The sequence below is a fragment of the Ramlibacter pinisoli genome (assembly GCF_009758015.1).
GTDB classification, from domain to species: domain Bacteria; phylum Pseudomonadota; class Gammaproteobacteria; order Burkholderiales; family Burkholderiaceae_C; genus Ramlibacter; species Ramlibacter pinisoli.
Genome location: NZ_WSEL01000009.1, coordinates 104864 through 128131, shown reverse-complemented (window position 1 = coordinate 128131; position 23268 = coordinate 104864). Strand labels below are relative to the sequence as shown.

Genomic DNA, 23268 nt, shown 5'->3' with positions numbered 1-23268 from the left:
TCATCCGCGTTCCTGACCCCGCACCCGCTCCATGCCGAAGAAGAGCAGCAAGCCCAATCGCAGCTACCAGGTCGCGGACCAGATCCAGCGCGACCTGTCCGAGCTCGTGCGCGAGATCAAGGATCCGCGCCTGGGCATGGTGACGATCAGCGCCGTCGACGTGACGCCGGACTACGCGCACGCCAAGGTGTCGTTCAGCGTCCTGGTGGGCGATGCGCAGGAGTGCGAGGTTGCACTCAACAGCGCCGCCGGCTTCCTGCGCAACGGCCTGTTCAAGCGCCTGCACATCCACACGGTGCCGACGCTGCACTTCCAGTTCGACCGCACCACCGAGCGGGCCGCCGACATGAACGCGCTGATCGCGCGGGCGGTCGCCTCGCGTTCCAAAGACAGCGACGAGTAGCCATGAGCGCACCACGAGCACGGGTCGTGAGGCGCCCCGTGCACGGGGTGCTGCTGCTCGACAAGCCGCGCGGCCTGTCGAGCAACGATGCCTTGCAGAAGGCCAAGTGGCTGCTGCGGGCGGAAAAGGCGGGCCACACCGGCACGCTGGACCCGCTCGCCACCGGCGTGCTGCCGCTGTGCTTCGGTGCGGCCACCAAGTTCAGCCAGCTCCACCTGGACGCCGACAAGACCTACGAAGCGATCGCCGTGCTGGGCGTGAAGACGTCGACCGGCGATGCCGAAGGCGAGGTGATCGCGCAGCGGCCGGTGCCGGCCGTCACGCAGGAGCGCCTGGCGCAGCTGCGGGCGCAGTTCACCGGGCCCCAGCGCCAGCTGCCGCCGATGCACAGCGCCCTGAAGAAGGACGGCAAGGCGCTCTACGAATACGCCCGGGCCGGCCAGGAGGTGGCGCGCGAGCCGCGCGACATCACCGTCCACGCCTTCGACCTGGCGCTCACCGAGGACGCCGGGCGCCCGGCGCTGCGGTTCACCGCGCGCGTGAGCAAGGGCACCTACATCCGCACGCTGGGCGAGGACCTGGGCGAGGCACTGGGCTGCGGTGCGCACCTGTCGCTTCTGCGCCGGATCGCCACGGGCCCGTTCGGCATCGGGCAATGCACCAGCCTGGCGGCGCTGGAGGCCCTGGACGAGGACGAGCGGCTGGCCGCGCTGCTGCCGGCCGAGGCGCTTCTCGACGGCCACGCACGTGTCACGCTCGATCCCGACAATGCCGGCCGGTTCCTGTCCGGCTTGCGCCGGCGAGGCCACTGGCCCGACCAGGACGCCGTCGCGGTGTTCGGCGAGCGGCCAGTAGCCCTGCTGGGCACCGGTCACGTGAAGGCCGGCGAACTGATCCCGGGGCGTTTGCTGAGCCCCATCGAAATCCAGCAAATCCTGCAGTCGCACGAAGCGATCGCCACACCATGAGCCGCCGCATCGATCCCGCGACGAGCCCCGCAGCCCGCAAGGGTGGAGTTCCCCTATGACCAACAAGCAGATCCGCAACATCGCCATCATCGCCCACGTCGACCACGGCAAGACCACCATGGTCGACCAGCTGCTGCGGCAGTCGGGCACCTTCGCCGAGCACGAGAAGGTGGTCGACACCGTGATGGACAACAACGCCATCGAGCGCGAGCGCGGCATCACCATCCTGGCCAAGAACTGCGCCGTGAGCTGGAAGGGCACCCACATCAACATCGTGGACACCCCCGGCCACGCCGATTTCGGCGGCGAGGTCGAACGCGCGCTGTCCATGGTCGACGGCGTGGTGCTGCTCATCGACGCCCAGGAAGGCCCGATGCCGCAGACGCGCTTCGTGACCAAGAAGGCGCTGGCCCTGGGCCTGCGCCCGATCCTGGTGGTGAACAAGGTCGACAAGCCGGGCGCGCGGCCCCAGCACGTGGTCAATGCCGCCTTCGACCTGTTCGACAAGCTCGGCGCCACCGACGAGCAGCTGGACTTCCCGGTCGTCTACGCCTCCGGCATCAACGGCTGGAGCTCGCTGGAGGAAGGCGAGCCGGGCGAGCAATGGGGCAAGGACATGTCGGCCCTGTTCGACACCGTGCTCGACCACGTGCCGGCGCACGAGGGCGACCCGGCCGCGCCGCTGCAGCTGCAGATCTCGGCGCTGGACTTCTCCTCCTTCGTCGGCCGCATCGGCGTGGGCCGGGTGAATGCCGGCACCATCAAGCCGATGATGGACGTGCTGGTGATGGAAGGTCCGGACGGCAAGTCGCTCAAGGGCCGCGTGAACCAGGTCCTCACGTTCCAGGGCCTGGACCGCGTGCAGGTCACCGAGGCCGGCCCGGGCGACATCGTGCTGATCAACGGCATCGCCGACATCGGCATCGGCGTCACCGTGACGGACCCGCTCAACCCCGCGCCGCTGCCCATGCTCAAGGTCGACGAGCCGACCCTGACCATGAACTTCTGCGTCAACACCAGCCCGCTGGCCGGCCGCGAAGGCAAGTACGTCACCAGCCGCCAGATCTGGGACCGCCTGCAGAAGGAACTGCAGTCCAACGTCGCCCTGCGCGTGAGCGAGACCGACGAGGAGGGTGTGTTCGAGGTCATGGGCCGCGGCGAACTGCACCTGACCATCCTGCTGGAGAACATGCGCCGTGAAGGCTACGAGCTGGCCGTCTCCAAGCCGCGGGTGGTGCTCAAGACCGTCGACGGCGAGAAGCACGAGCCGATCGAGCTGGTGACGGTCGACATCGAGGAGCAGCACCAGGGCGGCGTGATGCAGGCCCTGGGCGAGCGCAAGGGCGACCTGGTCAACATGGAGCCGGACGGCCGCGGCCGCGTTCGTCTGGAATACCGGATCCCGGCGCGGGGCCTGATCGGCTTCTCCAACGAGTTCCTGAACCTCACGCGCGGCTCGGGCCTGATCTCGAACATCTTCGACCGCTACGAGCCGTTCAAGGGCGACATCGGCGGCCGCAAGAACGGCGTGCTGATCTCCATGGACGACGGCGAGATCTTCACCTACGCGCTGGGCAAGCTGGACGACCGGGGCCGCATGTTCGTGCGGGCCAACGACCCGGTGTACGAGGGCATGATCGTGGGCATCCACAGCCGCGACAACGACCTGGTGGTCAACGCCACCCGCACCAAGCAGCTGACCAACTTCCGCGTGTCCGGCAAGGAAGATGCGATCAAGATCACGCCGCCCATCGAGCTCACGCTGGAGTACGGCGTCGAGTTCATCGAGGACGACGAGCTGGTCGAGATCACGCCCAAGAGCGTGCGCCTGCGCAAGCGCCACCTCAAGGAGCACGAGCGCAAGCGGGCCATGCGCGAAGCCGCATAAGGCCGCGCGGCGCGCATGAAGCTGTCGCACACCCGGGCGGTGTTCCTCATGGTCGCGGTGACCCTCATGTGGTCCATCGCGGGCGTGATCACGCGCCACCTGGAGCAGGCACGCAGCTTCGAGGTCACCTTCTGGCGCAGCTTCTTCACGGTGGCCTCGCTGCTGGTGATCCTGCCGTTCTTCCAGGGCCGGGCCGTGTTCGGCCGGCTGCGGCGAGCCCAGGCGCCGCTGTGGCTGTCCGGGCTGTGCTGGAGCGTCATGTTCACGGCCTTCATGCTGGCCCTGACGCTCACCAGCGTCGCCAACGTGCTGGTCACGATGGCGGTGGGGCCGTTCCTCACCGCCCTGGTGGCGCGCATCTTCATCGGCCACCGCATCCCGGCGCGCACCTGGGCTGCCATCGTCATCGCCGGTGCGGGCATCGCCTACATGTACGCCGCGCAATTGGCGGGCGGGCAGCTTGCCGGCACGCTGGTGGCCCTGTGCGTGCCTCTGGCCGGTGCCGTCAACTGGACCATCAGCCAGCGCGCGCATGCGCACGGCCGCGACGTCGACCTGGTCCCGGCCGTGCTGGTCGGCGCCGTCATCTCCTCTCTGGTCACCTTGCCGCTGGCCATGCCGTTCGCGGCGTCCTGGCACGACATCGGGCTGCTGGCCCTGCTGGGGCTGGTGCAGCTGGCCATCCCCTGCGCGCTGTCGGTCGTCTGCGCCCGCGTGCTGCAGGCGCCGGAGATCGCGCTGCTGGCGTTGCTGGAGGTGATCTTCGGCATCCTGCTGGCCTGGGTGGGCGCGGACGAAGTGCCGACGCAGACCGTGCTGGCGGGTGGCGCGCTGGTGATCGGCGCGCTGGTCATGAATGAACTGGTCGGGTGGCGGCAGAGAGCCTGAGCCGCCCGCCGAAGCAAGGAGTGCTGTCGCATGGGTGAAGTGGTCGCCGAGGTCGTCGGCAGGGCGGGCCTGGTCACGTTGAACCGGCCCAGGGCGCTGAACGCGCTGTCGCTGGCGATGGTGCGCGAGCTGGACGCCGTCCTGCGGCAGTGGCAGGACGATCCCCGCATCGAGGTGGTCGCGATCCGCGGGCAGGGCAGGGAAGGGCCGTTCGGGGCCTTCAGCGCAGGCGGCGACATCCGCTTCTTCCACCAGGCGGCGCTGGCCGGCGACCATGCCTCGCTGGACGCGTTCTTCACCGAGGAGTACCGGCTCAACCACCTGGTGCACCACTATCCCAAGCCCTTCGCCGCCTGCATGGACGGCATCGTGTTCGGCGGCGGCATGGGCATCTCGCAGGGCGCGCGCTGCCGCATCGTCACCGAGCGCACCCGCGTCGCCATGCCCGAGACCATCATCGGGCTGTTCCCGGACGTCGGCGGCGGCTACTTCCTGTCGCGCTGCCCGGGCCGCCTGGGCGAATACCTGGCGCTGACCGGCGAGACCATCGGCGCCGAGGAAGCCATCGACGCCCGCCTGGCCGACGTGCAGCTGCCTGCGGCCGAGTTGCCCGCGCTCTGGGAGCGCCTGGGGCGGGAGGGCGTCGCCGCGCTCCCGCCACCGCACCGGGCGATCGGCTCGCGGCTGGCGGCGCACCGGGCCGAGATCGACCGCGTGTTCGCGCTGGACGGCGTGGTCGACATCCTGCGGGCGCTGGAAGCCGGATCGACGGACTGGCACCGCGACACGGCCGCGCTGCTGCGCAAGCGCTCGCCGCTGATGCTGCACGTGACCCTGGAGCAGGTGCGGCGGGCCCGCACGATGACCCTGGCGGACGACCTGCGGATGGAGCGCGACATCGTGTGGCACTGCTTCCGCCGCAAGCCCGGCGCATCGGGTGAGACGGTGGAGGGCATCCGGGCCCTCGCCATCGACAAGGACCAGTCGCCGCGCTGGAGTCCGGCGCGCGCCGAGGACGTCACGGCCGAGGAAGTCGACGCTTTCTTCCGCAGCCCCTGGGCGCCCGGCGAGCACCCCTTGCGTGAACTGGCCTGAGGCAGCTCAGAGCTGCTTGTAGACGACGTCGGCCAGCGGCAGCAGTTCCGCCCGGCCCAGCCGTCCGGCGAGGGCGTAGCCGAAGCCCTGGTCGACCCAGTAGAAGCTGGAGGTGCCGGCTTCGCTGGTGAAGCGGAACGCCGTCTCGCGGGCGGCCTGCGCATCGGGCGTGCCCTCGAGGGCGCCGACATACAGCGTCAGGCGATCGCCCTTGAGGTTCTGGTACATGAACTGGGCGCGCGGTCCCTGGCCGCCGGACAGCAGGCGGCCGCCGACCAGTTCGTAGCCCTGCATCGTGAGGTCGGGCACCTTCAGGGACCGGCCCAGCCGTTTCGACAGCCACTGCACCAGGTGCTCCTGCTGCGCGGCCGTCACCTCGACCGGATGGCGGATCTCGGGCGAGAACACGACGTGCGCCACCACCGCCTGGCGGCCGAAATCCACGACCGGCCGCGCGCGGGCAACCTGGCTGGCCGGTCCTCGCGCGTCCCACTGGCCGTGGGAGGCCCAGCCGAGGCCGAAGGCCAGCAGCACCGCCGCGGCGACGCCACCCCAGCGCTGCCAGCGGCCGAGTCGTCCCCGTTGCTGGTCGAGCTGGCGCGTGACCTGGGCGAGGGCCGGCGGTACCGGCTCCTGCAGCACCTCGCGGTGCAGAGCCCGCAACGCCTCGCGCTGGGCCATCCACGCCTGGGCCGTGCGGGCCGCCTGCGTGTCGACGGCCAGGCGCGTGTGCAGCGCCTCGCGTTCGGCGGCAGTCAGGCGCCCATCGACCAGCGCGTGCAGCGCGGTCTCGTCGGCGGTGGAGGAATCCTGTGTCATCACTTCACTTCAGTCGCTTCAGCGGTACCACGGACGCCGGCGCCGGGCCGGCCTCCATCAATTCGCGCAAGCGGGCCCGGGCGCGCGACAGGCGCGACATCACGGTGCCCACCGGCGTGCCCATCATCCGGGCCACGTCCTCGTATCCCAGGTCCTGCAATGTCACCAGCAGCAGCACCTCGCGTTGTTCATCCGGCAGCCGCAACAGGCAGCGCTGCAGGTCGATGGCCTGCTCGGGTGCCGACGGCGGTGCGGCGAGCTCCTGCGCCACGTCGTCGATGTCCACCCGGCGCCCCTGCTGCCGCATCGCGCGCCGCGCGCCGTCGATGAACAGGTTGTGCATCACCGTGAACAGCCAGGCCCGCAGGTCGCTGCCCGCTTTCCACAGTTGCCACCGGTCGCAGGCCCTCTCGAGCGTGTCCTGCACCAGGTCGTCGGCGGCCCAGGTGTCCCCCGTCAGTGCGCGCGCATAGCGTCGCAATTGCGGGATCTGGGCTTCGAGGTCGGCGGCCTGGAGCGGCATCGGCAGAGCCTAACGCATGAGCCTGCTCCCGTCAGCCCCTCAGGGGCGGGCCAGGTGCCAGACGTTGTTCACGCCATCGCCCGTGCGGTCCCCCGGCTTTGCGTCCTTGGCCCAGTAGTACACCGGCTTGCCCTTGTAGGCCCACTGGCGGCTGCCGTCGTCGCGGGTGACGGCAGACCAGTCGCCCGAGCCGGTGTCGCCGGACTTGGCCATCAACGGCGGCCAGTTGGTCGCGCAGGGGCCGTTGCAGGCTGATTTGCCGGTCGTGTCGCGGTCGAACGTGTACAGCGTCATGCCATTGGGGCCGACCAGGACGCCGTCGGCCACCTTGGCTGGGGCCGTCCCCATCATGCTGGACATGCTCGAACAGGCGCCCAGGACCAGCGTGGACAGCAGGATGGGCAGGGCGCGTGCAAGGGGGGAGGTGGACATGCGGGTTCTCCTGGGGTGGTCCTCACCCACATGAACGCCGCGGCAGGGCGGTTTATTCCGCCCGCCCCACACGGATCAGCGCTGGCGGCTCTTCATCGCCCGTTCGACTTCCCGCTTGCCCTCCCGGTCGCGGATGGTGTCGCGCTTGTCGTGCTCCGCCTTGCCCTTGGCCAGGGCCATGTCGCACTTGATCTTGCCGGCCTTCCAGTGGAGGTTGATCGGCACCAGGGTGTAGCCCTTCTGCTCGACCTTGCCCACCAGGCGGCGGATCTGTTCCTTGTGCAGCAGCAGCTTGCGGGTGCGCACCGAGTCCGGGTTGACGTGGGTGGAGGCGGTGCGCAGCGGGTTGATCTGCATGCCGATGATGAACAGCTCGCCGTTCTTGATGACCACGTAGCCGTCGGTGAGCTGCACCTTGCCCTCGCGCAGGGCCTTCACCTCCCAGCCTTCGAGCACCATGCCGGCCTCGAACCGCTCCTCGAAGAAGTAGTTGTAGGTGGCTTTGCGGTTCTCGGCGATGGGCTTGGTGCCGTCTTTGTTGTTGGCCATGGGCTGACAGATGGGAGCGCAGGCCGTCTCTACAATCCCGCGGAACCCCGCATTCTGTATGAAAACCGTCCACCGATCCGTGCTGATCTGGTACAGCGCGGACGAGATGTTCAAGCTCGTCACCGACGTGGCGCTGTACCCCCAGTTCCTGCCCTGGTGCGACCACGCCAATGTGCTGGAGGAGGATGCCGATGGCATGAAGGCCGAGGTCGGCATCTCGTTCGGCGGCATCCGGCAGAGCTTCACCACCCGCAACGACCACGTCGCGGGCCGCAAGGTGTCCATGCACCTGCTGGATGGCCCGTTCTCCAGCCTGGAAGGGCGCTGGAACTTCGCCCCGGTGGGCGACGCCAGCCAGCGCGCCTGCAAGGTCGAACTGACGCTCGACTACGGGTTCAAGAACGCGGCCCTGGCCACCGTGGTCGGCCCGGTGTTCGACCGCATCGCCGGCACGCTGGTCGATGCCTTCGTCAAGCGCGCCGAAGAGGTGTACGGATGACGGCCTTGCTGCGGGTCACGGTGGTGCAGTCGCCCGCTCCGCGGGACGTGCGCGAGTGGGAACTCGAATTGCCGGCGGGTTCCAGTGTGGCCGATGCCCTGCGCGCCTGCGGCCTGCCGGCCGATGGCGAGGTGGGCATCTGGGGGCGGCGGACCGAGGCTGCCCAGCTGCTGCGCGACCGCGACCGGGTCGAGCTGTACCGGCCGCTGCTGGTGGATCCGAAGGTGGCGCGCCGGGAGCGGTTCCGGCGCCAGGGGGCGCGGGCCGCGGGCCTGTTCTCGCAGCGCCGCCCGGGCGCCAAGCAGGGCTACTAGCCGGCCTTGCAGTCGCGGGAGATGATCTCCTGCAGGCGCCTGGTCTCGGTGGCGCGGGCCGTGTCGTCCAGGATCTCGCGCTCGCCCTTGTCGTTCACGCGGGCCAGCCGCACGCCCGAATCCAGCGTCGCCTTCGACTCGCGGGCCCGCTTGCAGTTGTCGGCCTGCGCCTCGAGGACCTCGCGCTCCTGGGCCTTCTTCTTCTCGGCGTCGGCGGCCAGGGCCTGCTTGCGCTTCTCTTCCAGTTCACGGTCCTTGCCGCTCACCTTGGGGGCGTTGGCGGCGTTGGCCACCGCCTTCGCCGGCACCGCGCTGGGGGCAGCCGGCGCCTCTTCGACGACGGCGGCGCGCATGCCGGGCTGGCGCAGGATGTTCTTGGCCGGGATGTCGGGCGGGGGCGACTTGTCGCTGAAGACCTTGCGGCCGTCCTTGTCGATCCATTGCCACTGCGCGGTGGCAGCGAGCGGAAGGGCGCCGCAGGCGATGGCCAGGGCAACGGCAAGGGCGCGGGTGGAAGGCATCGGCCGAGTGTAGCCGTGGAGCTCTTCCGCCTCCAATGCCGATGCAGCCTGGCCCCGCGCAGTTCGTCACGGCCATGCAACGGAACAGGGGCAGGGTTAGCCCGAGTGTGGCTCGCTACAATCTGTCTTTTGGAGCACTGACATGCGCCTTCTTGGCAAAGCGCTGACCTTCGACGATGTGTTGCTGGTCCCGGCGTTCTCCCAGGTCCTTCCCAAGGACACTTCCCTCGCGACACGCCTCTCGCGCAACATCACGCTGAACCTGCCTCTGGTGGCAGCGGCGATGGACACCGTGACGGAGGCGCGCCTGGCGATCGCCATCGCGCAGGAAGGCGGCATCGGCATCGTGCACAAGAACCTCACGCCCAAGCAGCAGGCGGCCGAGGTCGCCCGGGTCAAGCGCTACGAATCGGGCGTGCTGCGCGACCCGGTCGTCATCACCCCGTCGCACACGGTGCAGCAGGTGCTCGCCATGCAGGAGCAGTTGGGCATCTCCGGCTTCCCCGTCATCGACGGCGGCAAGGTCGTGGGCATCGTCACCGGCCGCGACCTGCGCTTCGAGACCCGCTACGAGGTGCCGGTCAGCCAGATCATGACCCCGCGCGAGAAGCTGATCACCGTGCGCGAGGGCACCAGTGCGGCCGAGGCCAAGGCGCTGCTGAACAAGCACAAGCTCGAGCGGCTGCTGGTGCTGGGCGAAGGCTTCGAGCTCAAGGGCCTGATCACCGTCAAGGACATCACCAAGCAGACCAGCTTCCCCAATGCCGCGCGCGACGCCTCGGGCCGCCTGCGCGTGGGCGCCGCCGTCGGCGTGGGCGAGGGCACCGAGGAGCGCGTGGAGGCGCTGGTCAAGGCCGGCGTCGACGTCATCGTGGTCGACACCGCGCACGGGCACAGCAAGGGCGTGATCGAGCGGGTGCGCTGGGTCAAGCAGACCTATCCGGAAGTCGATGTGATCGGCGGCAACATCGCCACCGGCTCGGCGGCACGGGCGCTCGTGGAGGCCGGCGCGGACGCGGTCAAGGTGGGCATCGGTCCGGGCTCGATCTGCACCACCCGCATCGTGGCCGGCGTCGGCGTGCCGCAGATCACGGCCATCGACAACGTGGCGACGGCGCTGCAGGGCAGCGGCGTGCCGCTGATCGCCGACGGCGGCATCCGCTACTCGGGCGACATCTCCAAGGCCATCGCGGCCGGTGCCAGCACCGTGATGATGGGCGGGATGTTCGCCGGCACTGAAGAGGCGCCCGGCGAGATCGTCCTGTACCAGGGCCGCAGCTACAAGAGCTACCGTGGCATGGGCTCCATCGGCGCCATGCAGCAGGGCAGTGCCGACCGCTACTTCCAGGAAGCGACCACCGGCAATCCCAACGCCGACAAGCTGGTGCCTGAGGGCATCGAGGGCCGCGTGCCCTACAAGGGCTCGCTCGTGTCCATCGTGTTCCAGATGGCCGGCGGTGTGCGGGCCAGCATGGGTTACTGCGGCTGCGCCACCATCGAGGACATGCGCAACAAGGCCGAATTCGTCGAGATCACGGCGGCCGGCATCCGCGAGAGCCATGTGCATGACGTGCAGATCACCAAGGAAGCGCCGAACTACCGCGCCGAGTAGTCCCCGACCACACCCAGAAAAGGGCCAGAATTTCTGGCCCTTTTTCATTCTGCGGACTACAATCTGGTCCGATTTAGCTCCAGTCGAGCCAGAATTGTGCAAACGGTCCCCATCCACCAGGCCAAGAGCCAGCTCTCCGAACTGATCCGTGCGGTCGAGCAAGGCGAGGAGGTCGTGCTCACGCGCCATGGCAAGCGCGTGATCCGTCTCATCAAGGAGCCCGAAACCGAGCAGCCGAGCATCGAGGCGCGCCGGCAGGCCATCCTGGCCGAGCTGGAGGCGCTGCGCGGCAAGGTTGGCCGCGGCCAGCCCGGCTTCGCCGAATTCTGGGACGAGCACAAGCGCGAACGTGACGCGCGGGGCGGGACCGCGACCGACGATCCGGAGGGCACCCATGCTCGTGGTTGACGCCTCCGCCTTCGCCAGCTGGGCCTTCCCGGACGAGACCGGCGACAAGGTCTCGCAGTCCCTGATCCGCGTTGTGACCGAGGAGGAGAGCGCCACCAGCGCCGCGATCTTCCCGCTGGAGGCGATGCACGCGGCGGGCCGCGCCCTGGCGCGCGGTCGGTTCAGCCCCAGCGCCCACCAGCACGTGCTGCGGCTGCTCAGCCGGTTGCCGGTGGCGCTGGCGCCCCTGCGGGTGTCGCCGCTGGAGTTCTGGACCTGGTCGCAGTCGCTGGACCTCACCCCCTCGGACGCCGCCTACCTGAAGGTGGCGGTCGACCTCAAAGCACCCCTGGTCACGATGGACCGCGCCCTGCAGCGCGCGTGCCTGAAGCTGGACCACCCCCTGATCACCGACCTGGCCTGACACATGCAACACGACAAGATCCTCATCCTCGACTTCGGCTCCCAGGTCACGCAGCTGATCGCGCGCCGCGTGCGCGAAGCCCACGTGTACTCGGAGGTCCATCCCTGCGACGTCAGCGACGCCTGGATCCGTGACTACGCGGCCGATGGCCGCCTGAAGGGCGTCATCCTGTCCGGCAGCCACGCCAGCGTCTACGAGGAGACCACCGACAAGGCCCCGCAGGCCGTCTTCGAGCTGGGCGTGCCGGTGCTGGGCATCTGCTACGGCATGCAGACCATGGCGCACCAGCTGGGCGGCAAGGTGGAAAGCGGCCACAAGCGCGAATTCGGCTTTGCCTCCGTGCGCGCCCGCGGCCACACCGCGCTGTTCAAGGACATCGCCGACCGCACCACCGCGGAAGGCCACGGCATGCTCGACGTCTGGATGTCGCACGGCGACAAGGTCGTCGAGATGCCACCCGGCTTCAAGCTGATGGCCTCCACCGAGAGCTGCCCAATCGCCGGCATGGCCGACGAGGCGCGCCGGTTCTACGCGGTGCAGTTCCATCCCGAGGTGACGCACACGGTGCAGGGCCGGGCCATCCTGGAGCGCTTCGTCCTGGGCATCTGCCAGGCCAGGCCGGACTGGGTGATGCGCGACCACATCGCCGAGGCAGTGGCGGCCATCCGCGAGCAGGTGGGCGACGAGGAGGTGATCCTGGGCCTGTCCGGCGGCGTCGATTCCTCCGTGGCCGCGGCCCTCATCCACCGCGCCATCGGTGACCAGCTGACCTGCGTCTTCGTCGACCACGGCCTGCTGCGCCTGAACGAGGGCGACATGGTGATGGACATGTTCGCGGGCAAGCTGCACGCCAAGGTGGTGCGGGTCGACGCCAGCGAGCTGTTCCTCGGCAAGCTGGCCGGGGTGAGCGACCCCGAGGCCAAGCGCAAGATCATCGGCGGCCTCTTCGTCGACGTCTTCAAGGCCGAGGCGGCCAGGATCAAGCAGACCCACTCGCGCCACGTGGCCTGGCTGGCCCAGGGCACCATCTATCCCGACGTCATCGAGTCGGGCGGCGGCAAGAACAAGAAGGCCGTCACCATCAAGAGCCACCACAACGTCGGCGGCCTGCCCGAGCAACTCGGCCTCAAGCTGCTGGAGCCGCTGCGCGACCTCTTCAAGGACGAAGTGCGCGAACTCGGTGTGGCGCTGGGCCTGCCGCCGGAGATGGTGTACCGCCACCCGTTCCCGGGCCCCGGGCTGGGCGTGCGCATCCTGGGCGAGGTGAAGAAGGAGTACGCCGACCTGCTGCGGCGTGCCGACGACATCTTCATCCAGGAACTGCGCAATTTCCGCGACGAGCACACCGGCAAGACCTGGTACGACCTCACCAGCCAGGCGTTCACGGTCTTCCTGCCGGTCAAGAGCGTTGGCGTCATGGGCGACGGCCGCACCTACGACTACGTGGTGGCGCTGCGGGCCGTGCAGACCAGCGACTTCATGACGGCCGACTGGGCCGAGCTGCCCTACGCGCTGCTCAAGAAGGTGTCCAGTCGCATCATCAACGAGGTGCGCGGCATCAACCGCGTCACCTACGACGTGTCGAGCAAGCCGCCCGCGACGATCGAGTGGGAGTGAACGCATCACCGTGATGCGAAAACGGCGCCGGTGCGCCGCCGCCGGGGCGCTACAGTCCGGACGAGGAGATCCGCGATGTACATGCCCCCGCAGTTCGTGGCCAAGGACCAGGCGGCCGCCGTCGCCCTGATGCGCGCGCACCCCTTCGCCAGCCTGATCACGTGCGACGACGACGGCCTGCCGTTCGTCACCCACCTGCCGCTGCACCCGGAGGCGGGCGCGGGCGGGCTGGTGCTGTGGGGCCACGTGGCCAAGCCCAATCCCCAGTGGCGCCACCTGCAGGCGCGCCCGCGTGCCGTCGCCACCTTCCTGGGGCCGCATGCCTACCTCTCGCCGCAGGTCTATCCCGATTTGCAGCGGGTGCCGACCTGGAATTACCTGGCGGTGCACTGCACCGTCCAGGCCCGGCTGGTAGAGGACGAGGACGGCAAGGATGCCCTGCTCAAGAAGCTGATCGGCGTCCACGAACCCGCATACGCGCAGCAGTGGCAGGGGCTGGATCCCGGGTTCGCCCGCAAGATGCTGGCCGGCATCGTGGGCTTCGAACTGCGCGTGACCGACCTGCAATGCAAGATCAAGCTCAACCAGCACCGGCCCGAAGCCCATGCGAAGCAGCACGCGGCCTACGCCGCCGGCGGCGAGCAGGAGAGGGCGCTGGCCGGCTGGATGGAGCGCCTCGGAATGGTGGAGGGTCACTGAGATGCGCGCAATCCTCGGCCTGGCGGGCCTGCTCGTGGCGGTCGTCATCGTCGGCCTGCTGGCGAAGAAGCAGCTGACAACCGTGGCCGCGCCCGCGAGCGCGCCGGCGGCCAGCGCGGTGGCCGGTGCGCCGGTTCCCTCCGGCCCGCCCCGGCAGCAGGTCGAGCAGGTCCGGCAGTCCGTCGACGCGTTGATGCAGGCGGCGCCGCGCACGGTGCCGGGCGACAACCAGTAGCCGCCGTGGACGATCCGGCCTTCATGCGGCTCGCGCTGGAACAGGCGCGGCAGGCGCAAGCGGCCGGCGAAGTGCCGGTGGGCGCGGTGGTCGTGCGCGACGGGCAAGTCATCGGACGCGGGTTCAACCGGCCGGTCGGCGCCCACGACCCGACCGCCCACGCCGAGATCATGGCGCTGCGCGAGGCGGCCGAGGCGGTCGGCAACTACCGCCTGGACGGCTGCGACCTCTACGTCACCCTCGAACCCTGCGCCATGTGCAGCGGCGCCATGCTGCATGCGCGCTTGCGCCGCGTCGTGTTCGGCGCCCACGACCCCAAGACGGGCGTGGCCGGCTCCGTCCTCGACCTGTTCGCCGAGCGGCGGCTGAACCACCGCACGCAGGTCGAAGGCGGGGTGCTCGCCGACGACTGCGGCCGCCTGCTCGCGGACTTCTTCGCCTCCCGGCGGGCGCAGGCGCGCGTGGCTATGCAGCCCGTGCGCGAGGACGCCGTCCGCACGCCCGACGAGCGTTTCGCCGACCTGCCGGGGTATCCGTGGTCGCCGCGCTACGTGAGCGACCTGCCGTCGCTCGCCGGCTTGCGCCTGCACTACCTCGACGAGGGCCCGGCGGGCGCGTCCGTCACCTGGCTGTGCCTGCACGGCAATCCGTCCTGGAGCTACCTGTACCGCAAGATGATTCCGGTGTTCCTGGCCGAGGGGCACCGCGTGGTCGCGCCCGACCTGCCCGGCTTCGGGCGCAGCGACAAGCCCAAGAAGCAGGCCGCGCACCGGTTCGGCTGGCACCGGCAGGTGCTGCTCGACCTGGTCGAGCGGCTCGACCTGCGCGACGTCGTGCTGGTCGTGCAGGACTGGGGCGGGCTGCTGGGACTGACGCTGCCGATGGAGGCGCCGCAGCGCTATCGCGGCCTGCTGGTGATGAACACCCTCCTGGCGACCGGCGACGCATCGTTGTCGCCCGGCTTCCTGGCCTGGCGCGAGATGTGCGCCCGCAACCCCGAGTTCGACGTGGGCCGCCTGTTCGCGCGCGGCAACCCGCAGATGACGCCGCAGGAATGCGCCGCCTACGATGCGCCGTTCCCCGATCGCGGCCATCGCGCGGCCCTGCGCGCCTTTCCCCCGCTGGTGCCGGACGCGCCCGATGCCGAGGGCGCCGCGGTCTCGCGCGCGGCCCGCGACTTCTGGCGCGAACGCTGGAACGGCCGCAGCCTGATGGCGATCGGCCGGCAGGACCCGGTGCTGGGCTTGCCCGTGATGCAAGCGTTGCGGACCGACATCCGCGGCTGCCCCGAACCGATGATCCTCGACGAGGCCGGCCACTTCGTGCAGGAGCACGGCGAGCCGATCGCGAGGAGGGCGGTGGGATACTTCCGCCCGTGACCAAGCAGCACATCTATATCTATTCCCCGTCCAGCGCCGTTCGCGACAAGCCCGCCGTGCGGCGCGGCATCCAGCGGCTGCGCGCCATGGGCCACGAAGTGGAGGTCGACACCGCGGCCTTCGCCACCCACATGCGGTTCGCCGGCGACGACGAGGCCCGGCTGGCCGCCATCGACCGGGCCTGCGCCAGCGGCGCCGACATCGCGATCATCACGCGCGGCGGCTACGGCCTCACCCGCCTGCTGCCCCGCATCCGCTACAAGGCCGTGGCCAAGGCCATCGACAAGGGCACGCGGTTCGTCGGCCTGAGCGACTTCACGGCCTTCCAGTCCGCGGTGCTCGCCGAGACCGGACGGGTCACCTGGGCCGGCCCGGCGATCGGCGAGGACTTCGGGGTCGAGGGCGATCCCGACGACATCATGCAGGCCTGCTTCGACGACCTGGCCAGCGGCCAGGGCGAGGGCACCGGCTGGCAGCTGCCGGCGGCCGAGCGCAGCGACACCTTCCGCACCGTCGAGGGCGTGCTGTGGGGCGGCAACCTGGCCATCCTGGCCACCCTGGCCGGCACGCCCTGGCTGCCCAAGGTCAAGGGCGGCGTGCTGTTCATCGAGGACGTGCACGAGCACCCCTACCGGGTCGAGCGCATGCTCACGCAGTTGCTCTACGCGGGCGTGCTGGGGCAGCAGAAGGCCATCGTGTTCGGCCACTTCACCAACTACAAGCCGGTGCCGCACGACAAGGGCTTCCGGCTCAAGACCGTGATCGACTGGCTGCGCACGCAGGTCAAGGCGCCCGTGCTCACCGGGCTGCCGTTCGGGCACGTTCCGACCAAGGTGCTGTTGCCCGTCGGGGCCAAGGTGCACCTGGCGGTGGAGGGGCGGGACGCCTTCGTGCTGTGGGGGCACCGGCACTGACCGGCGCGGGCCGGTCAGCCGACCAGCGGACTGGGGCGGGAGGCCAGGCTGCCGGGCAGCAGGCCCTGGAAGAGATCGGTGATGGCCTCGATCCGCTCGCGGGCCACGACTTCGCCGTGCATGGCCGCCAGGGCGCCCATCAGGTCGCCGCGCAGGTACCACAGGCCCTGGATGTCCCCGGCATAGCGGATGCGGCGCGTCAGCTGGGGAAAGCGCTTGGGACCGGTGTCATCCAGCAGGTCCAGCATGGACTCGCGGATGTCCTCGATGCCGCAGTCCAGCGTCGATTGGCTCGGCTCTTGGGGGTGACCCAGAAGGCCGTAAATGCTGCCTAGGGGTGACTTGAGCCAGCGCATGTGTCCTTTTTGTTCCCGGCCGAACAATCCTGCAAACAGAAGTGACAAGGTAGGTGCAGTCGACGGCTGAGGCAAGCCGATCAAGTGACGGAATTCACATCGACTCCCTCGGTGACCCGACAAGTTGGTAACGAAACGTCCAAGGCTGCGTTTCCTTGCGGGTTCTCACCTAGTTCCGGTGGGCCGTTGGCGCCTTGGCACCGTCGCTGGGAGCGCCCAGGGGGTGACTTGCCACAGAAAGAAGTCGCGCCGATAATTGCGATGGAAAGGAACCGGCCGTGACCACACTCCTCGCACCCGTCGCCGACACGGCGGCCGCCGCTGCCGTGTTGACCAAGGCCAGCCTGCGGTCGGCCGAATTGCTGGGGCTCAGTCGCGCGTCCCTGGCCAAGGTGGTCGGGGTCAGCCAGGCCACCGTGTCGCGCATGGCCGCCGGCGAACGCCAGTTCGAACTCGGCAGCAAGCCGGCGGAACTCGCCGCCTTGCTGGTGCGGGTGTACCGCTCGCTCGATGCTCTGGTGGGCAACAGCGAGCGCCACCGGCGGCTCTGGATGACGACCTACAACCAGGCCTTCAACCAGAGCCCGCGCGAGGCCATCGAGACGGTCGACGGCCTGACCCGCGTGGTCCGCTACCTCGACGGCGCCCGCGCGCTCGTATGACGGCCGGCGGGTGGGACGCCGCCTGGTTCGGCTCCGCAGCCACCGTCCGGCGCGAGCTGTGGCGGGGCGTCGAGGCCCAGCACCAGGTGGCCACCATGCGGCTGGTGGACGACCTGCACGAGCAGGACCTGCTGGAACAGGTGCTCGAGGCCAGCAAGCCGCCCCTGCCACCGGGCTGCGCCGGCTTGCCCTACCTGCTGGCCACGCCGTTCCGCTACGCGTCGCCCTGGCCCTCGCGGTTCCGCAGTGCCGACGAGCCGGGTGCCTGGTACGGCGCCGACGACCCCGAGACGGTGGCCGCCGAGCTGGCCTACTGGCGCTGGCGGTTCTTCACCGACTCCGACGGGCTGCGCGACGAGCAACTGGTGACCGAGCACACGTTCTTCCTGGCCACGTTCAGCGGCCCCGAGCTCGACCTGACCGTTGCGCCCTGGGCGGAGAACCGGCCGGCCTGGCGGCATCCGCGGGACTATGGCGCCTGCCAGGACCTGGCGCGTGCCGTGCGCCGCCGGCAACCGCCTGCCGCCGCCGCCATCCGCTACGAGTCCGCGCGGCGTGAAGCGGGCCTGTGCCAGGTCGTGTTCGATCCGGCGTGCCTGCGGCTCGAGCGGCCGGACGCGCAGCAGACCTGGATCTGCAAGACGACAGCCGAACGGGTCCTGCTGGTCCATGGACCGGACCGGCTGGAGTTCCTGCCGGCGCAGGACTAGCGTTCCCCGGCGCTCGCCTTGCGGGCGTAGAAGGCGGACACCTCGTCGATCTCGGCATCCGTCATGGCGCGCACCACGTTGCGCATCTGGGCCTGGGAGTCATTGCGGCGCTCGCCCTTGCGGAATGCCAGCAGCTGGGCCACCAGGTAGTCCTTGGGCATGCCCTCGATCCAGGGCGCGCCGAGCTTCTGGTCGACGCCGCCGTGGCAGGAGATGCAGGGAGCGATGTTGCGCAGCGGCGCGCCCACGCGCACCAGCGCCGGCAGCGATTCGTCGTAGGTGGTCGGCGCCGTACGGGCCTTCGGCAGGTAGGCGTAATAGGCCGCCAGGTCGGCGATGTCGCGCTCGGACAGGTTCTTCGCCAGCGCCTCCATGATGGGGCTGGCGCGCTTGCCGGCCTTGTAGTCTTCGAGCTGCTTGATGACGACCTCGGGGTACTGGCCGGCCAGGTTGGGCGCGCTCGAACCGCTCATGCCTTGTGCCCCGTGGCACATCGTGCAGTTCAGGGCCAGCGTCGCGCCGCGGCCGACCGCGGTCGACCCGGCGGCGCGGACCATGCTGCGCTCGAGCACGACATTCGTGGCCTGCGGGACGTTGGCGGCCCCGGCGGGACTGGTCCCGCCCCATGTCGACGGAACGCCCGCCGCCCGGCAGATGCTGGCCCACAGCCCCTGGGCCGTGAAGTCACCGTGCACCGACGGCAACCAGACGAAGCCCACCAGGACCGACAGCACGGTGAGCGTCACGAGCGACACGACGCTCCACCGGATCCAGGGGTTGCGCCAGGAAGACGGACCCGCCTCGTGCATCAGCGGCTCCCGATCGGGATGACGGGCACCGAAGCCTCCTTCAGCGAGGCCAGCTGCACGATGGGGTAGCCGTAGTTGACCACCGTCAGGCCGATCATCATGGCGATCCAGAGGCCGAAGCTGTTGAGGGCAGCGGGTGTGCGGGCCGCAGGATGCGCAGCCCGGCTGAAGGTGAACGGCTCGACGACGGTTGCCCGGCGCTTCGAGGCCGTCGCCAGGATGTACACCAGCAGGATGCCCGAGACGAGCAGGATGAAGCCGCCGATGGCCGACATGGTCACGGTCCAGGCCTGCGGCTGCAGGGCAGGGTGGGTGTAGTCGTAGTAGGCCATGCGGCGCGGCGCGCCCAGCAGGCCCACCAGGTGCCAGGGCATGGACAGGACCATCATGCCGATGAACCAGCTCCAGACCTGGGCCTTGACGAGCTTCGCGGGCAGGGGCGCACACCCCGTGAGTTGCGGCCAGAGTTCATACGCCGCCATGAAGTACATCAGGACGATGGCGCCGCCGAAGATCAGGTGGAAGTGCCCGGTGACCCACTGCGTGTTGTGCACCGTCTCGTTGAGCTGCATGCTCATGTTGATGATGCCGCCGGCGCCGCCGAAGCCCAGCATGACAAAGGAGAAGGTGACGGCCAGCATCATCGGGTTGTCCCAGGGCAGCGCCTTGACCCAACCGAATGGCCCGCGCCCGCCGCGCAGCCGCCCGGCGATCTCCACCGAGGCGACGATGGTGAACACCGTCAGCAGGGTCGGCACCGACACCATGGCCGTCATGGCCGCGTGCACGAACTTGAACCCGGCGCCGACCTGCGGGTCGGCGAACAAATGGTGGATGCCGATCGGCATCGAGAACACCAGGAACAGCACGAAGGCCACGCGTCCCATGGTGTCGCTGTAGAGGCGGCTGCCGATGGCGCGCGGCACGATGGTGTAGAACACGATGTAGGTCGGCATCAGCCAGAAGTACACGATGGCGTGCAGCGTCCAAGAGAAGAAGACCCGCGCCAGGCCGGCGTTGATGGTGTCGGTCAGGCCCAGCGAGGCCGGCAGGATCAGGACCAGCACCTCGATCGCCGCGCCGAGCGACGTCCAGGCCCAGAGGTAGGCGCCGGCGACGTTGCCGAACATCGCCAGCGGCACGGCCACGCCCGGGTTGTCCTTCTTCCAGGCGCGCAGGTTGATCGACATCAGCGCCACCCAGATCCAGGAGCCGACGACCACCAGCACCACGCCGATGTAGTAGAGCGGGCTGGCCAGCATCGGTGGATAGAAGGTGTACAGCACCGAGGCCTTGCCGATGCCCATGGTGACCGCCGCGAGGACGGTGCCGGCGATCACCAGCCAGTAGCCGGCCCAGGCCCAACGCATCCCGACCAGTGGGCGCTTCAGGGCCAGCTCCGTCACGGCGTAGCCGAAGCCCATCGCGACCAGGGTTGGCATCACGTAGGCCATCACGGTGCCATGCGCCGTCACCGACCGGTAGTAGTGCTCGGGGTTGTTGACCCAGGCGGACAGCGGGCTGCGCACGAACATCTGCCAGGCGCCGAGCGCCAGCGCGCCCAGGAACGCGACGAATGCGACCGAGAAATGCGCCAGCACCAGCTTCCTAGCGTTGAACACAGCTCAACCTTTCGCCACCGCGGGCCTTGGACAGGAACTCCTCGGGCGGCAGGATCTGCACGCGCCCCCACATGGCTTCGTGCCCGGTGCCGCAGTACTCGTGGCAGGGCATCAGCTGTTCGCCGGTGCGCCGGAAGGTCGTCGTGAAGGTGGCCACGAAGCCCGGGATCAGCATGGTGTTGGCGTTGGTGCGGCCGACGACGAAGCCGTGGATGGCGTCGGTGGCGGTGCCCCGGAAGGTCACGGGCATGTCGGCCGGCACGACGATGCACTGGGGCTCGAACGAGTACTGCTGCGCGATCAGGCGCACCACCACCTTGCCGTCCGCGCCCAGCGTCGTGCCCAGGTTCGACTCGACGAATTCGCCCTTGATGTGCACGGTGCGCACGTCGATGGTCTCGACCCGTGAGGGCGGCATCGCCGCCCAGTGCAACCCGGTGACCACCATCACCAGCACCAGCAGCGCGGTGATGGCCATGACCACCCACGCCCAGCGGCGCTCGGCGGCCACGGCGATGGCTTCGGAGGCGTGGCCGTCGCTAGGCGAGGGGGGCAGGGTGGCGCTCACTGGACGGCGCCCCGCGGCAAGTAGACGACCAGGTAGAAGATGACGTAGAGGGCCACCACGATGGCCGTGGCGACGCCGGCGACGGCGAAGGCGCCCGACGGGCCCGCGCCCACGATCTCATCCACCCGGCGATCGTCGGCGTCCTGCCGTTCGGATTCGGTGTCGGTGTCCGCCATGGGCGCCTTCATTCCGGTAGCAGCTTGCGCAGGTCGTTCGCCTGCGCAGGTGTGACGGGCGTGCCGCTGTTCTCCCAGGCCACCCGGATGTAGGTGACGACGGCCGCCACCTCGTTGTCGCCCAGGATGTGGCTGAACGGCGGCATGCCATGCGGCCGCGGGTTCTTCCGGGTGCCCGGCGCGTAGCCGCCGTTGAGCACCATGCGGATCGAGTTCACCGGCGAGGCCATCGTGATCGACTGGTTGCCGGCCAGCGGCGGGAAGGCCGGTGGGTGCCCCTTGCCCTCGTCGCCGTGGCACATCGCGCACTGGGCTGCGTAGACCTTGCGCCCCAGTTCCATCACGGCGGGGTTGACCAAGCGTGCCTGGCTGGTGGGCGGCGGCTCCGAGTCGCGCTGGGGTAGGGCCTTCAGGTACACGGCCATGGCCCGCACGTCCTCGTCGGTGAGGTATTGGAGGCTGTTGTAGACCACCTCCGCCATGGGCCCGTAGGTCGTTCCCCGATGCGAGACGCCCACCTGCAGCAGGTCGGTGATGTCCTTGATGTCCCAGTTGCCCAGGCCGGCCTCCCGGTTGGACGTGAGCGAGGGGGCGTACCAGTTCTGGTTGGGGATCATCCCGCCTTCGAAGGCCCGCGACTCGCTGGAGCCACCCAGCACGTTGATGGCGGTGTGACACATCGCGCAGTGCCCCAGGCCCTGCACCAGGTAGGCCCCGCGGTTCCATTCGGCCGATTGCCGCGGGTCCGGGACGTATTCGCCTTCCTTGAAATAGAGCGTCCGCCAGCCCAGCAGCAGGTCGCGGTTGTTGAACGGGAACTTCAACTCGTGCGGCCGGTTCGCCTGCCGCACCGGCGGCACCGACATCAGGTAGGCGTAGATGGCATCCGAATCGGCCCGCGTGACCTTGGTGTACGAGGCGAACGGCATCGCCGGGTAGAGCAGGGTGCCGTCGCGCGAGACGCCGGTGTGCATCATCCGGTAGAACTCGTCCGGGCTCCACTTGCCGATGCCGCTCTCGTCGTCGGGAGTGATGTTGGGGACGAACAGGGCGCCGAAGGGCGTCGGCATTGCACGGCCGCCGGCGAACGCCTTGCCGTTCGGTTCGGTGTGGCAGGCCACGCAGTCGCCGGCGCGGGCCAGGTACTCGCCGCGGTTGATCACCTGGGTCGTCGCGTTCGGGGCTGCGGCGCCGCCCGGCTGGCCCGGCAGCTCGCCCGGCCGCAGCCAGAACAGCACCGTCGTGCCCAGGGCCAGCAGGACCACCAGCGCGAGCACCATGCGCACGAGCAGGCCCTGGCGGGTCATCGCTGGCTCCCGCAGGCCAAAGGCATGCGCACGAGGTTGGACGACTCGGGCGACGGATCCTTGGGGGCCGCCTGCTGCGACAGCCACGCGGCGACGGCCGTGATGTCGGTGTCGGACAGCCGGCTGGCGATGCGCTTCATGCAGTCGGGCTCCGCGGCGTGCCGTTCGCCGACCCGCCAGCGGGTGAGCTGGGCTACGATGTAGGTCGCGCGCAAGCCCACGAGTCCGGGAATCCCCGGTTCCATGCCGGTCAGTCCGGCCCCATGGCAGGCAACGCAGGCCGGGACGCCCTTGCCCGCATCGCCTGCAGTCGCGAGCGCCTGGCCGCGGGCGGTGGCGCTCGCGTCGGCAGCCGCGGCTTCCCTGGGCGCGAACGGCGGCCGCAGTTTCGAGAAATGCTCGGCCATCTCCCGCAGGTAGCTGTCAGGCAGGTAGGCCAGCAAGTAGTTCATCGGCGGGTAGCGCCGTGTCCCGTCCCGAAAGGCCACCAGCTGGTTATAGAGGTAGCCCGCCGGCTTGCCTGCGATGCGCGGGAAGTAGCCGTTGTTCGTCCCCTGGCCGCTCTGGCCATGGCAGGTCACGCAACCCTGGACCCGCGCCTCGATCGAATCGACGTCCTTGAACGCGGGCACGGCATCGGACTGCGCGGAGCCGATGCCAGGCAGGGCCGCCAGCAGTCCGACGATGAGAACCACCTGCAACCTGGTCATGGTGGAAGTGCCCGGGGAGGGACGCCGAGCATAGGGCTTCTGCGCGCGTTCGTGGAGACGCGAATGCCCGGGCGGCCGCATGTCCTGGCTCTGCGGGCTGCCACCGGATGCGAGCTGATGGTGCCAACCGTTCAGGTCACCACGCTTTTCCGGCGCCTCAGGATCGCTGGCGGCGGCCCGCC

At 69.5% G+C, this 23268-nt stretch carries 29 protein-coding genes; 17 read left to right on the top strand and 12 right to left on the bottom strand.

Annotated elements, in window-relative coordinates:
* Positions 1 to 31: 31 nt before the first annotated feature.
* Genes rbfA through GON04_RS15105 form a run of 5 tightly spaced genes read left to right on the top strand, consistent with a single transcriptional unit; the run spans position 32 to position 5242 of the window.
* A complete protein-coding gene (rbfA, locus tag GON04_RS15125; RefSeq protein WP_157398901.1) occupies positions 32 to 403 on the top strand; it encodes a 30S ribosome-binding factor RbfA in 372 nt (123 codons plus the stop codon).
* A gap of 2 nt (positions 404 to 405) precedes the next feature.
* Positions 406 to 1371 (top strand): tRNA pseudouridine(55) synthase TruB, encoded by a 966-nt coding sequence (truB, locus tag GON04_RS15120; protein ID WP_157398900.1) that lies wholly within the window; start codon positions 406 to 408, stop codon positions 1369 to 1371.
* A gap of 55 nt (positions 1372 to 1426) precedes the next feature.
* Positions 1427 to 3259 carry a translational GTPase TypA gene (gene typA / locus GON04_RS15115; RefSeq protein WP_157398899.1) on the top strand — a complete coding sequence of 611 codons (1833 nt, stop codon included), beginning with the start codon at positions 1427 to 1429 and terminating at the stop codon, positions 3257 to 3259.
* Positions 3260 to 3274: 15 nt separating this feature from the next.
* Positions 3275 to 4147: a DMT family transporter gene (locus GON04_RS15110; RefSeq protein WP_157398898.1), complete on the top strand. Its 873-nt coding sequence runs from the start codon at positions 3275 to 3277 to the stop codon at positions 4145 to 4147.
* 30 nt (positions 4148 to 4177) lie between these two features.
* Entirely contained in the window at positions 4178 to 5242 is a 1065-nt protein-coding gene (locus tag GON04_RS15105; protein ID WP_157398897.1) for an enoyl-CoA hydratase/isomerase family protein, read from the top strand.
* Positions 5243 to 5248: 6 nt separating this feature from the next.
* On the opposite strand, the gene GON04_RS15100 is transcribed toward GON04_RS15105, so the two are convergent.
* From GON04_RS15100 to smpB, 4 genes are all read right to left on the bottom strand, one after another.
* Positions 5249 to 6061: an anti-sigma factor family protein gene (locus GON04_RS15100; protein WP_157398896.1), complete on the bottom strand. Its 813-nt coding sequence runs from the start codon at positions 6059 to 6061 to the stop codon at positions 5249 to 5251.
* A gap of 4 nt (positions 6062 to 6065) precedes the next feature.
* Complete coding sequence (locus GON04_RS15095; protein ID WP_157398895.1) at positions 6066 to 6584, bottom strand: sigma-70 family RNA polymerase sigma factor; 519 nt, start codon at positions 6582 to 6584, stop codon at positions 6066 to 6068.
* 39 nt (positions 6585 to 6623) lie between these two features.
* The gene (locus GON04_RS15090; RefSeq protein ID WP_157398894.1) at positions 6624 to 7016 is read right to left on the bottom strand and encodes a COG4315 family predicted lipoprotein; all 393 of its coding nucleotides are present in this window, start codon (positions 7014 to 7016) and stop codon (positions 6624 to 6626) included.
* A 75-nt stretch (positions 7017 to 7091) separates the two neighbouring features.
* Positions 7092 to 7565, bottom strand: coding sequence for an SsrA-binding protein SmpB (gene smpB, locus GON04_RS15085; RefSeq protein WP_157398893.1), 474 nt, complete (start codon positions 7563 to 7565; stop codon positions 7092 to 7094).
* A gap of 58 nt (positions 7566 to 7623) precedes the next feature.
* Between smpB and GON04_RS15080 the strand changes: the two genes are divergently transcribed.
* Both GON04_RS15080 and GON04_RS15075 read left to right on the top strand, forming a co-directional pair.
* Positions 7624 to 8064 (top strand): type II toxin-antitoxin system RatA family toxin, encoded by a 441-nt coding sequence (locus GON04_RS15080; protein ID WP_157398892.1) that lies wholly within the window; start codon positions 7624 to 7626, stop codon positions 8062 to 8064.
* Positions 8061 to 8378 carry an RnfH family protein gene (locus tag GON04_RS15075; protein WP_157398891.1) on the top strand — a complete coding sequence of 106 codons (318 nt, stop codon included), beginning with the start codon at positions 8061 to 8063 and terminating at the stop codon, positions 8376 to 8378. The genes GON04_RS15080 and GON04_RS15075 overlap by 4 nt, the downstream gene beginning before the upstream one ends.
* Here GON04_RS15075 and GON04_RS15070 read toward each other — a convergent pair.
* Positions 8375 to 8899, bottom strand: a complete 525-nt coding sequence (locus tag GON04_RS15070; protein ID WP_157398890.1) for a DUF4124 domain-containing protein — start codon at positions 8897 to 8899, stop codon at positions 8375 to 8377. The genes GON04_RS15075 and GON04_RS15070 overlap by 4 nt on opposite strands.
* A gap of 142 nt (positions 8900 to 9041) precedes the next feature.
* Here GON04_RS15070 and guaB point away from each other — a divergent pair, with 142 nt between their 5' ends.
* From guaB to GON04_RS15030, 8 genes are all read left to right on the top strand, one after another.
* Complete coding sequence (gene guaB / locus GON04_RS15065; RefSeq protein WP_157398889.1) at positions 9042 to 10511, top strand: IMP dehydrogenase; 1470 nt, start codon at positions 9042 to 9044, stop codon at positions 10509 to 10511.
* 96 nt (positions 10512 to 10607) lie between these two features.
* Positions 10608 to 10919, top strand: coding sequence for a type II toxin-antitoxin system prevent-host-death family antitoxin (locus GON04_RS15060; RefSeq protein ID WP_181653596.1), 312 nt, complete (start codon positions 10608 to 10610; stop codon positions 10917 to 10919).
* Positions 10906 to 11322: a type II toxin-antitoxin system VapC family toxin gene (locus GON04_RS15055; protein ID WP_157398888.1), complete on the top strand. Its 417-nt coding sequence runs from the start codon at positions 10906 to 10908 to the stop codon at positions 11320 to 11322. Before GON04_RS15060 ends, GON04_RS15055 begins: the two co-directional genes overlap by 14 nt.
* Positions 11323 to 11325: 3 nt before the next feature.
* Positions 11326 to 12939, top strand: coding sequence for a glutamine-hydrolyzing GMP synthase (gene guaA, locus GON04_RS15050; protein ID WP_157398887.1), 1614 nt, complete (start codon positions 11326 to 11328; stop codon positions 12937 to 12939).
* A gap of 75 nt (positions 12940 to 13014) precedes the next feature.
* Entirely contained in the window at positions 13015 to 13638 is a 624-nt protein-coding gene (locus GON04_RS15045; protein WP_157398886.1) for an FMN-binding negative transcriptional regulator, read from the top strand.
* Position 13639: 1 nt separating this feature from the next.
* Complete coding sequence (locus GON04_RS15040) at positions 13640 to 13873, top strand: hypothetical protein (protein WP_157398885.1); 234 nt, start codon at positions 13640 to 13642, stop codon at positions 13871 to 13873.
* Positions 13874 to 13878: 5 nt separating this feature from the next.
* Positions 13879 to 15252 carry a tRNA adenosine(34) deaminase TadA gene (gene tadA / locus GON04_RS15035; protein ID WP_181653595.1) on the top strand — a complete coding sequence of 458 codons (1374 nt, stop codon included), beginning with the start codon at positions 13879 to 13881 and terminating at the stop codon, positions 15250 to 15252.
* Positions 15249 to 16166, top strand: a complete 918-nt coding sequence (locus tag GON04_RS15030; protein ID WP_338050975.1) for an LD-carboxypeptidase — start codon at positions 15249 to 15251, stop codon at positions 16164 to 16166. The genes tadA and GON04_RS15030 overlap by 4 nt, the downstream gene beginning before the upstream one ends.
* Before the next feature lie 14 nt (positions 16167 to 16180).
* On the opposite strand, the gene GON04_RS15025 is transcribed toward GON04_RS15030, so the two are convergent.
* Positions 16181 to 16414, bottom strand: a complete 234-nt coding sequence (locus GON04_RS15025) for a hypothetical protein (RefSeq protein WP_232533132.1) — start codon at positions 16412 to 16414, stop codon at positions 16181 to 16183.
* 386 nt (positions 16415 to 16800) lie between these two features.
* Here GON04_RS15025 and GON04_RS15020 point away from each other — a divergent pair, with 386 nt between their 5' ends.
* Positions 16801 to 17184 (top strand): antitoxin Xre/MbcA/ParS toxin-binding domain-containing protein, encoded by a 384-nt coding sequence (locus GON04_RS15020; RefSeq protein ID WP_181653594.1) that lies wholly within the window; start codon positions 16801 to 16803, stop codon positions 17182 to 17184.
* Positions 17181 to 17894 (top strand): RES family NAD+ phosphorylase, encoded by a 714-nt coding sequence (locus GON04_RS15015; protein WP_157398883.1) that lies wholly within the window; start codon positions 17181 to 17183, stop codon positions 17892 to 17894. Before GON04_RS15020 ends, GON04_RS15015 begins: the two co-directional genes overlap by 4 nt.
* On the opposite strand, the gene GON04_RS15010 is transcribed toward GON04_RS15015, so the two are convergent.
* The 6 genes from GON04_RS15010 to GON04_RS14985 are packed head-to-tail and all read right to left on the bottom strand — an operon-like array spanning position 17891 to position 23086.
* On the bottom strand, positions 17891 to 18703 hold the full coding sequence (locus tag GON04_RS15010) for a c-type cytochrome (RefSeq protein ID WP_157398882.1): 813 nt from the start codon (positions 18701 to 18703) through the stop codon (positions 17891 to 17893). The genes GON04_RS15015 and GON04_RS15010 overlap by 4 nt on opposite strands.
* The gene (locus GON04_RS15005) at positions 18703 to 20325 is read right to left on the bottom strand and encodes a cbb3-type cytochrome c oxidase subunit I (RefSeq protein ID WP_181653593.1); all 1623 of its coding nucleotides are present in this window, start codon (positions 20323 to 20325) and stop codon (positions 18703 to 18705) included. The genes GON04_RS15010 and GON04_RS15005 overlap by 1 nt, the downstream gene beginning before the upstream one ends.
* Positions 20312 to 20893, bottom strand: a complete 582-nt coding sequence (locus GON04_RS15000; RefSeq protein ID WP_370530008.1) for a cupredoxin domain-containing protein — start codon at positions 20891 to 20893, stop codon at positions 20312 to 20314. Before GON04_RS15000 ends, GON04_RS15005 begins: the two co-directional genes overlap by 14 nt.
* Positions 20890 to 21069: a hypothetical protein gene (locus GON04_RS14995; RefSeq protein ID WP_157398881.1), complete on the bottom strand. Its 180-nt coding sequence runs from the start codon at positions 21067 to 21069 to the stop codon at positions 20890 to 20892. The genes GON04_RS15000 and GON04_RS14995 overlap by 4 nt, the downstream gene beginning before the upstream one ends.
* 8 nt (positions 21070 to 21077) lie before the next feature.
* Positions 21078 to 22376, bottom strand: a complete 1299-nt coding sequence (locus tag GON04_RS14990) for a c-type cytochrome (protein ID WP_232533131.1) — start codon at positions 22374 to 22376, stop codon at positions 21078 to 21080.
* Positions 22373 to 23086, bottom strand: coding sequence for a c-type cytochrome (locus GON04_RS14985; RefSeq protein WP_157398880.1), 714 nt, complete (start codon positions 23084 to 23086; stop codon positions 22373 to 22375). The genes GON04_RS14990 and GON04_RS14985 overlap by 4 nt, the downstream gene beginning before the upstream one ends.
* Positions 23087 to 23268 lie beyond the last annotated feature (182 nt).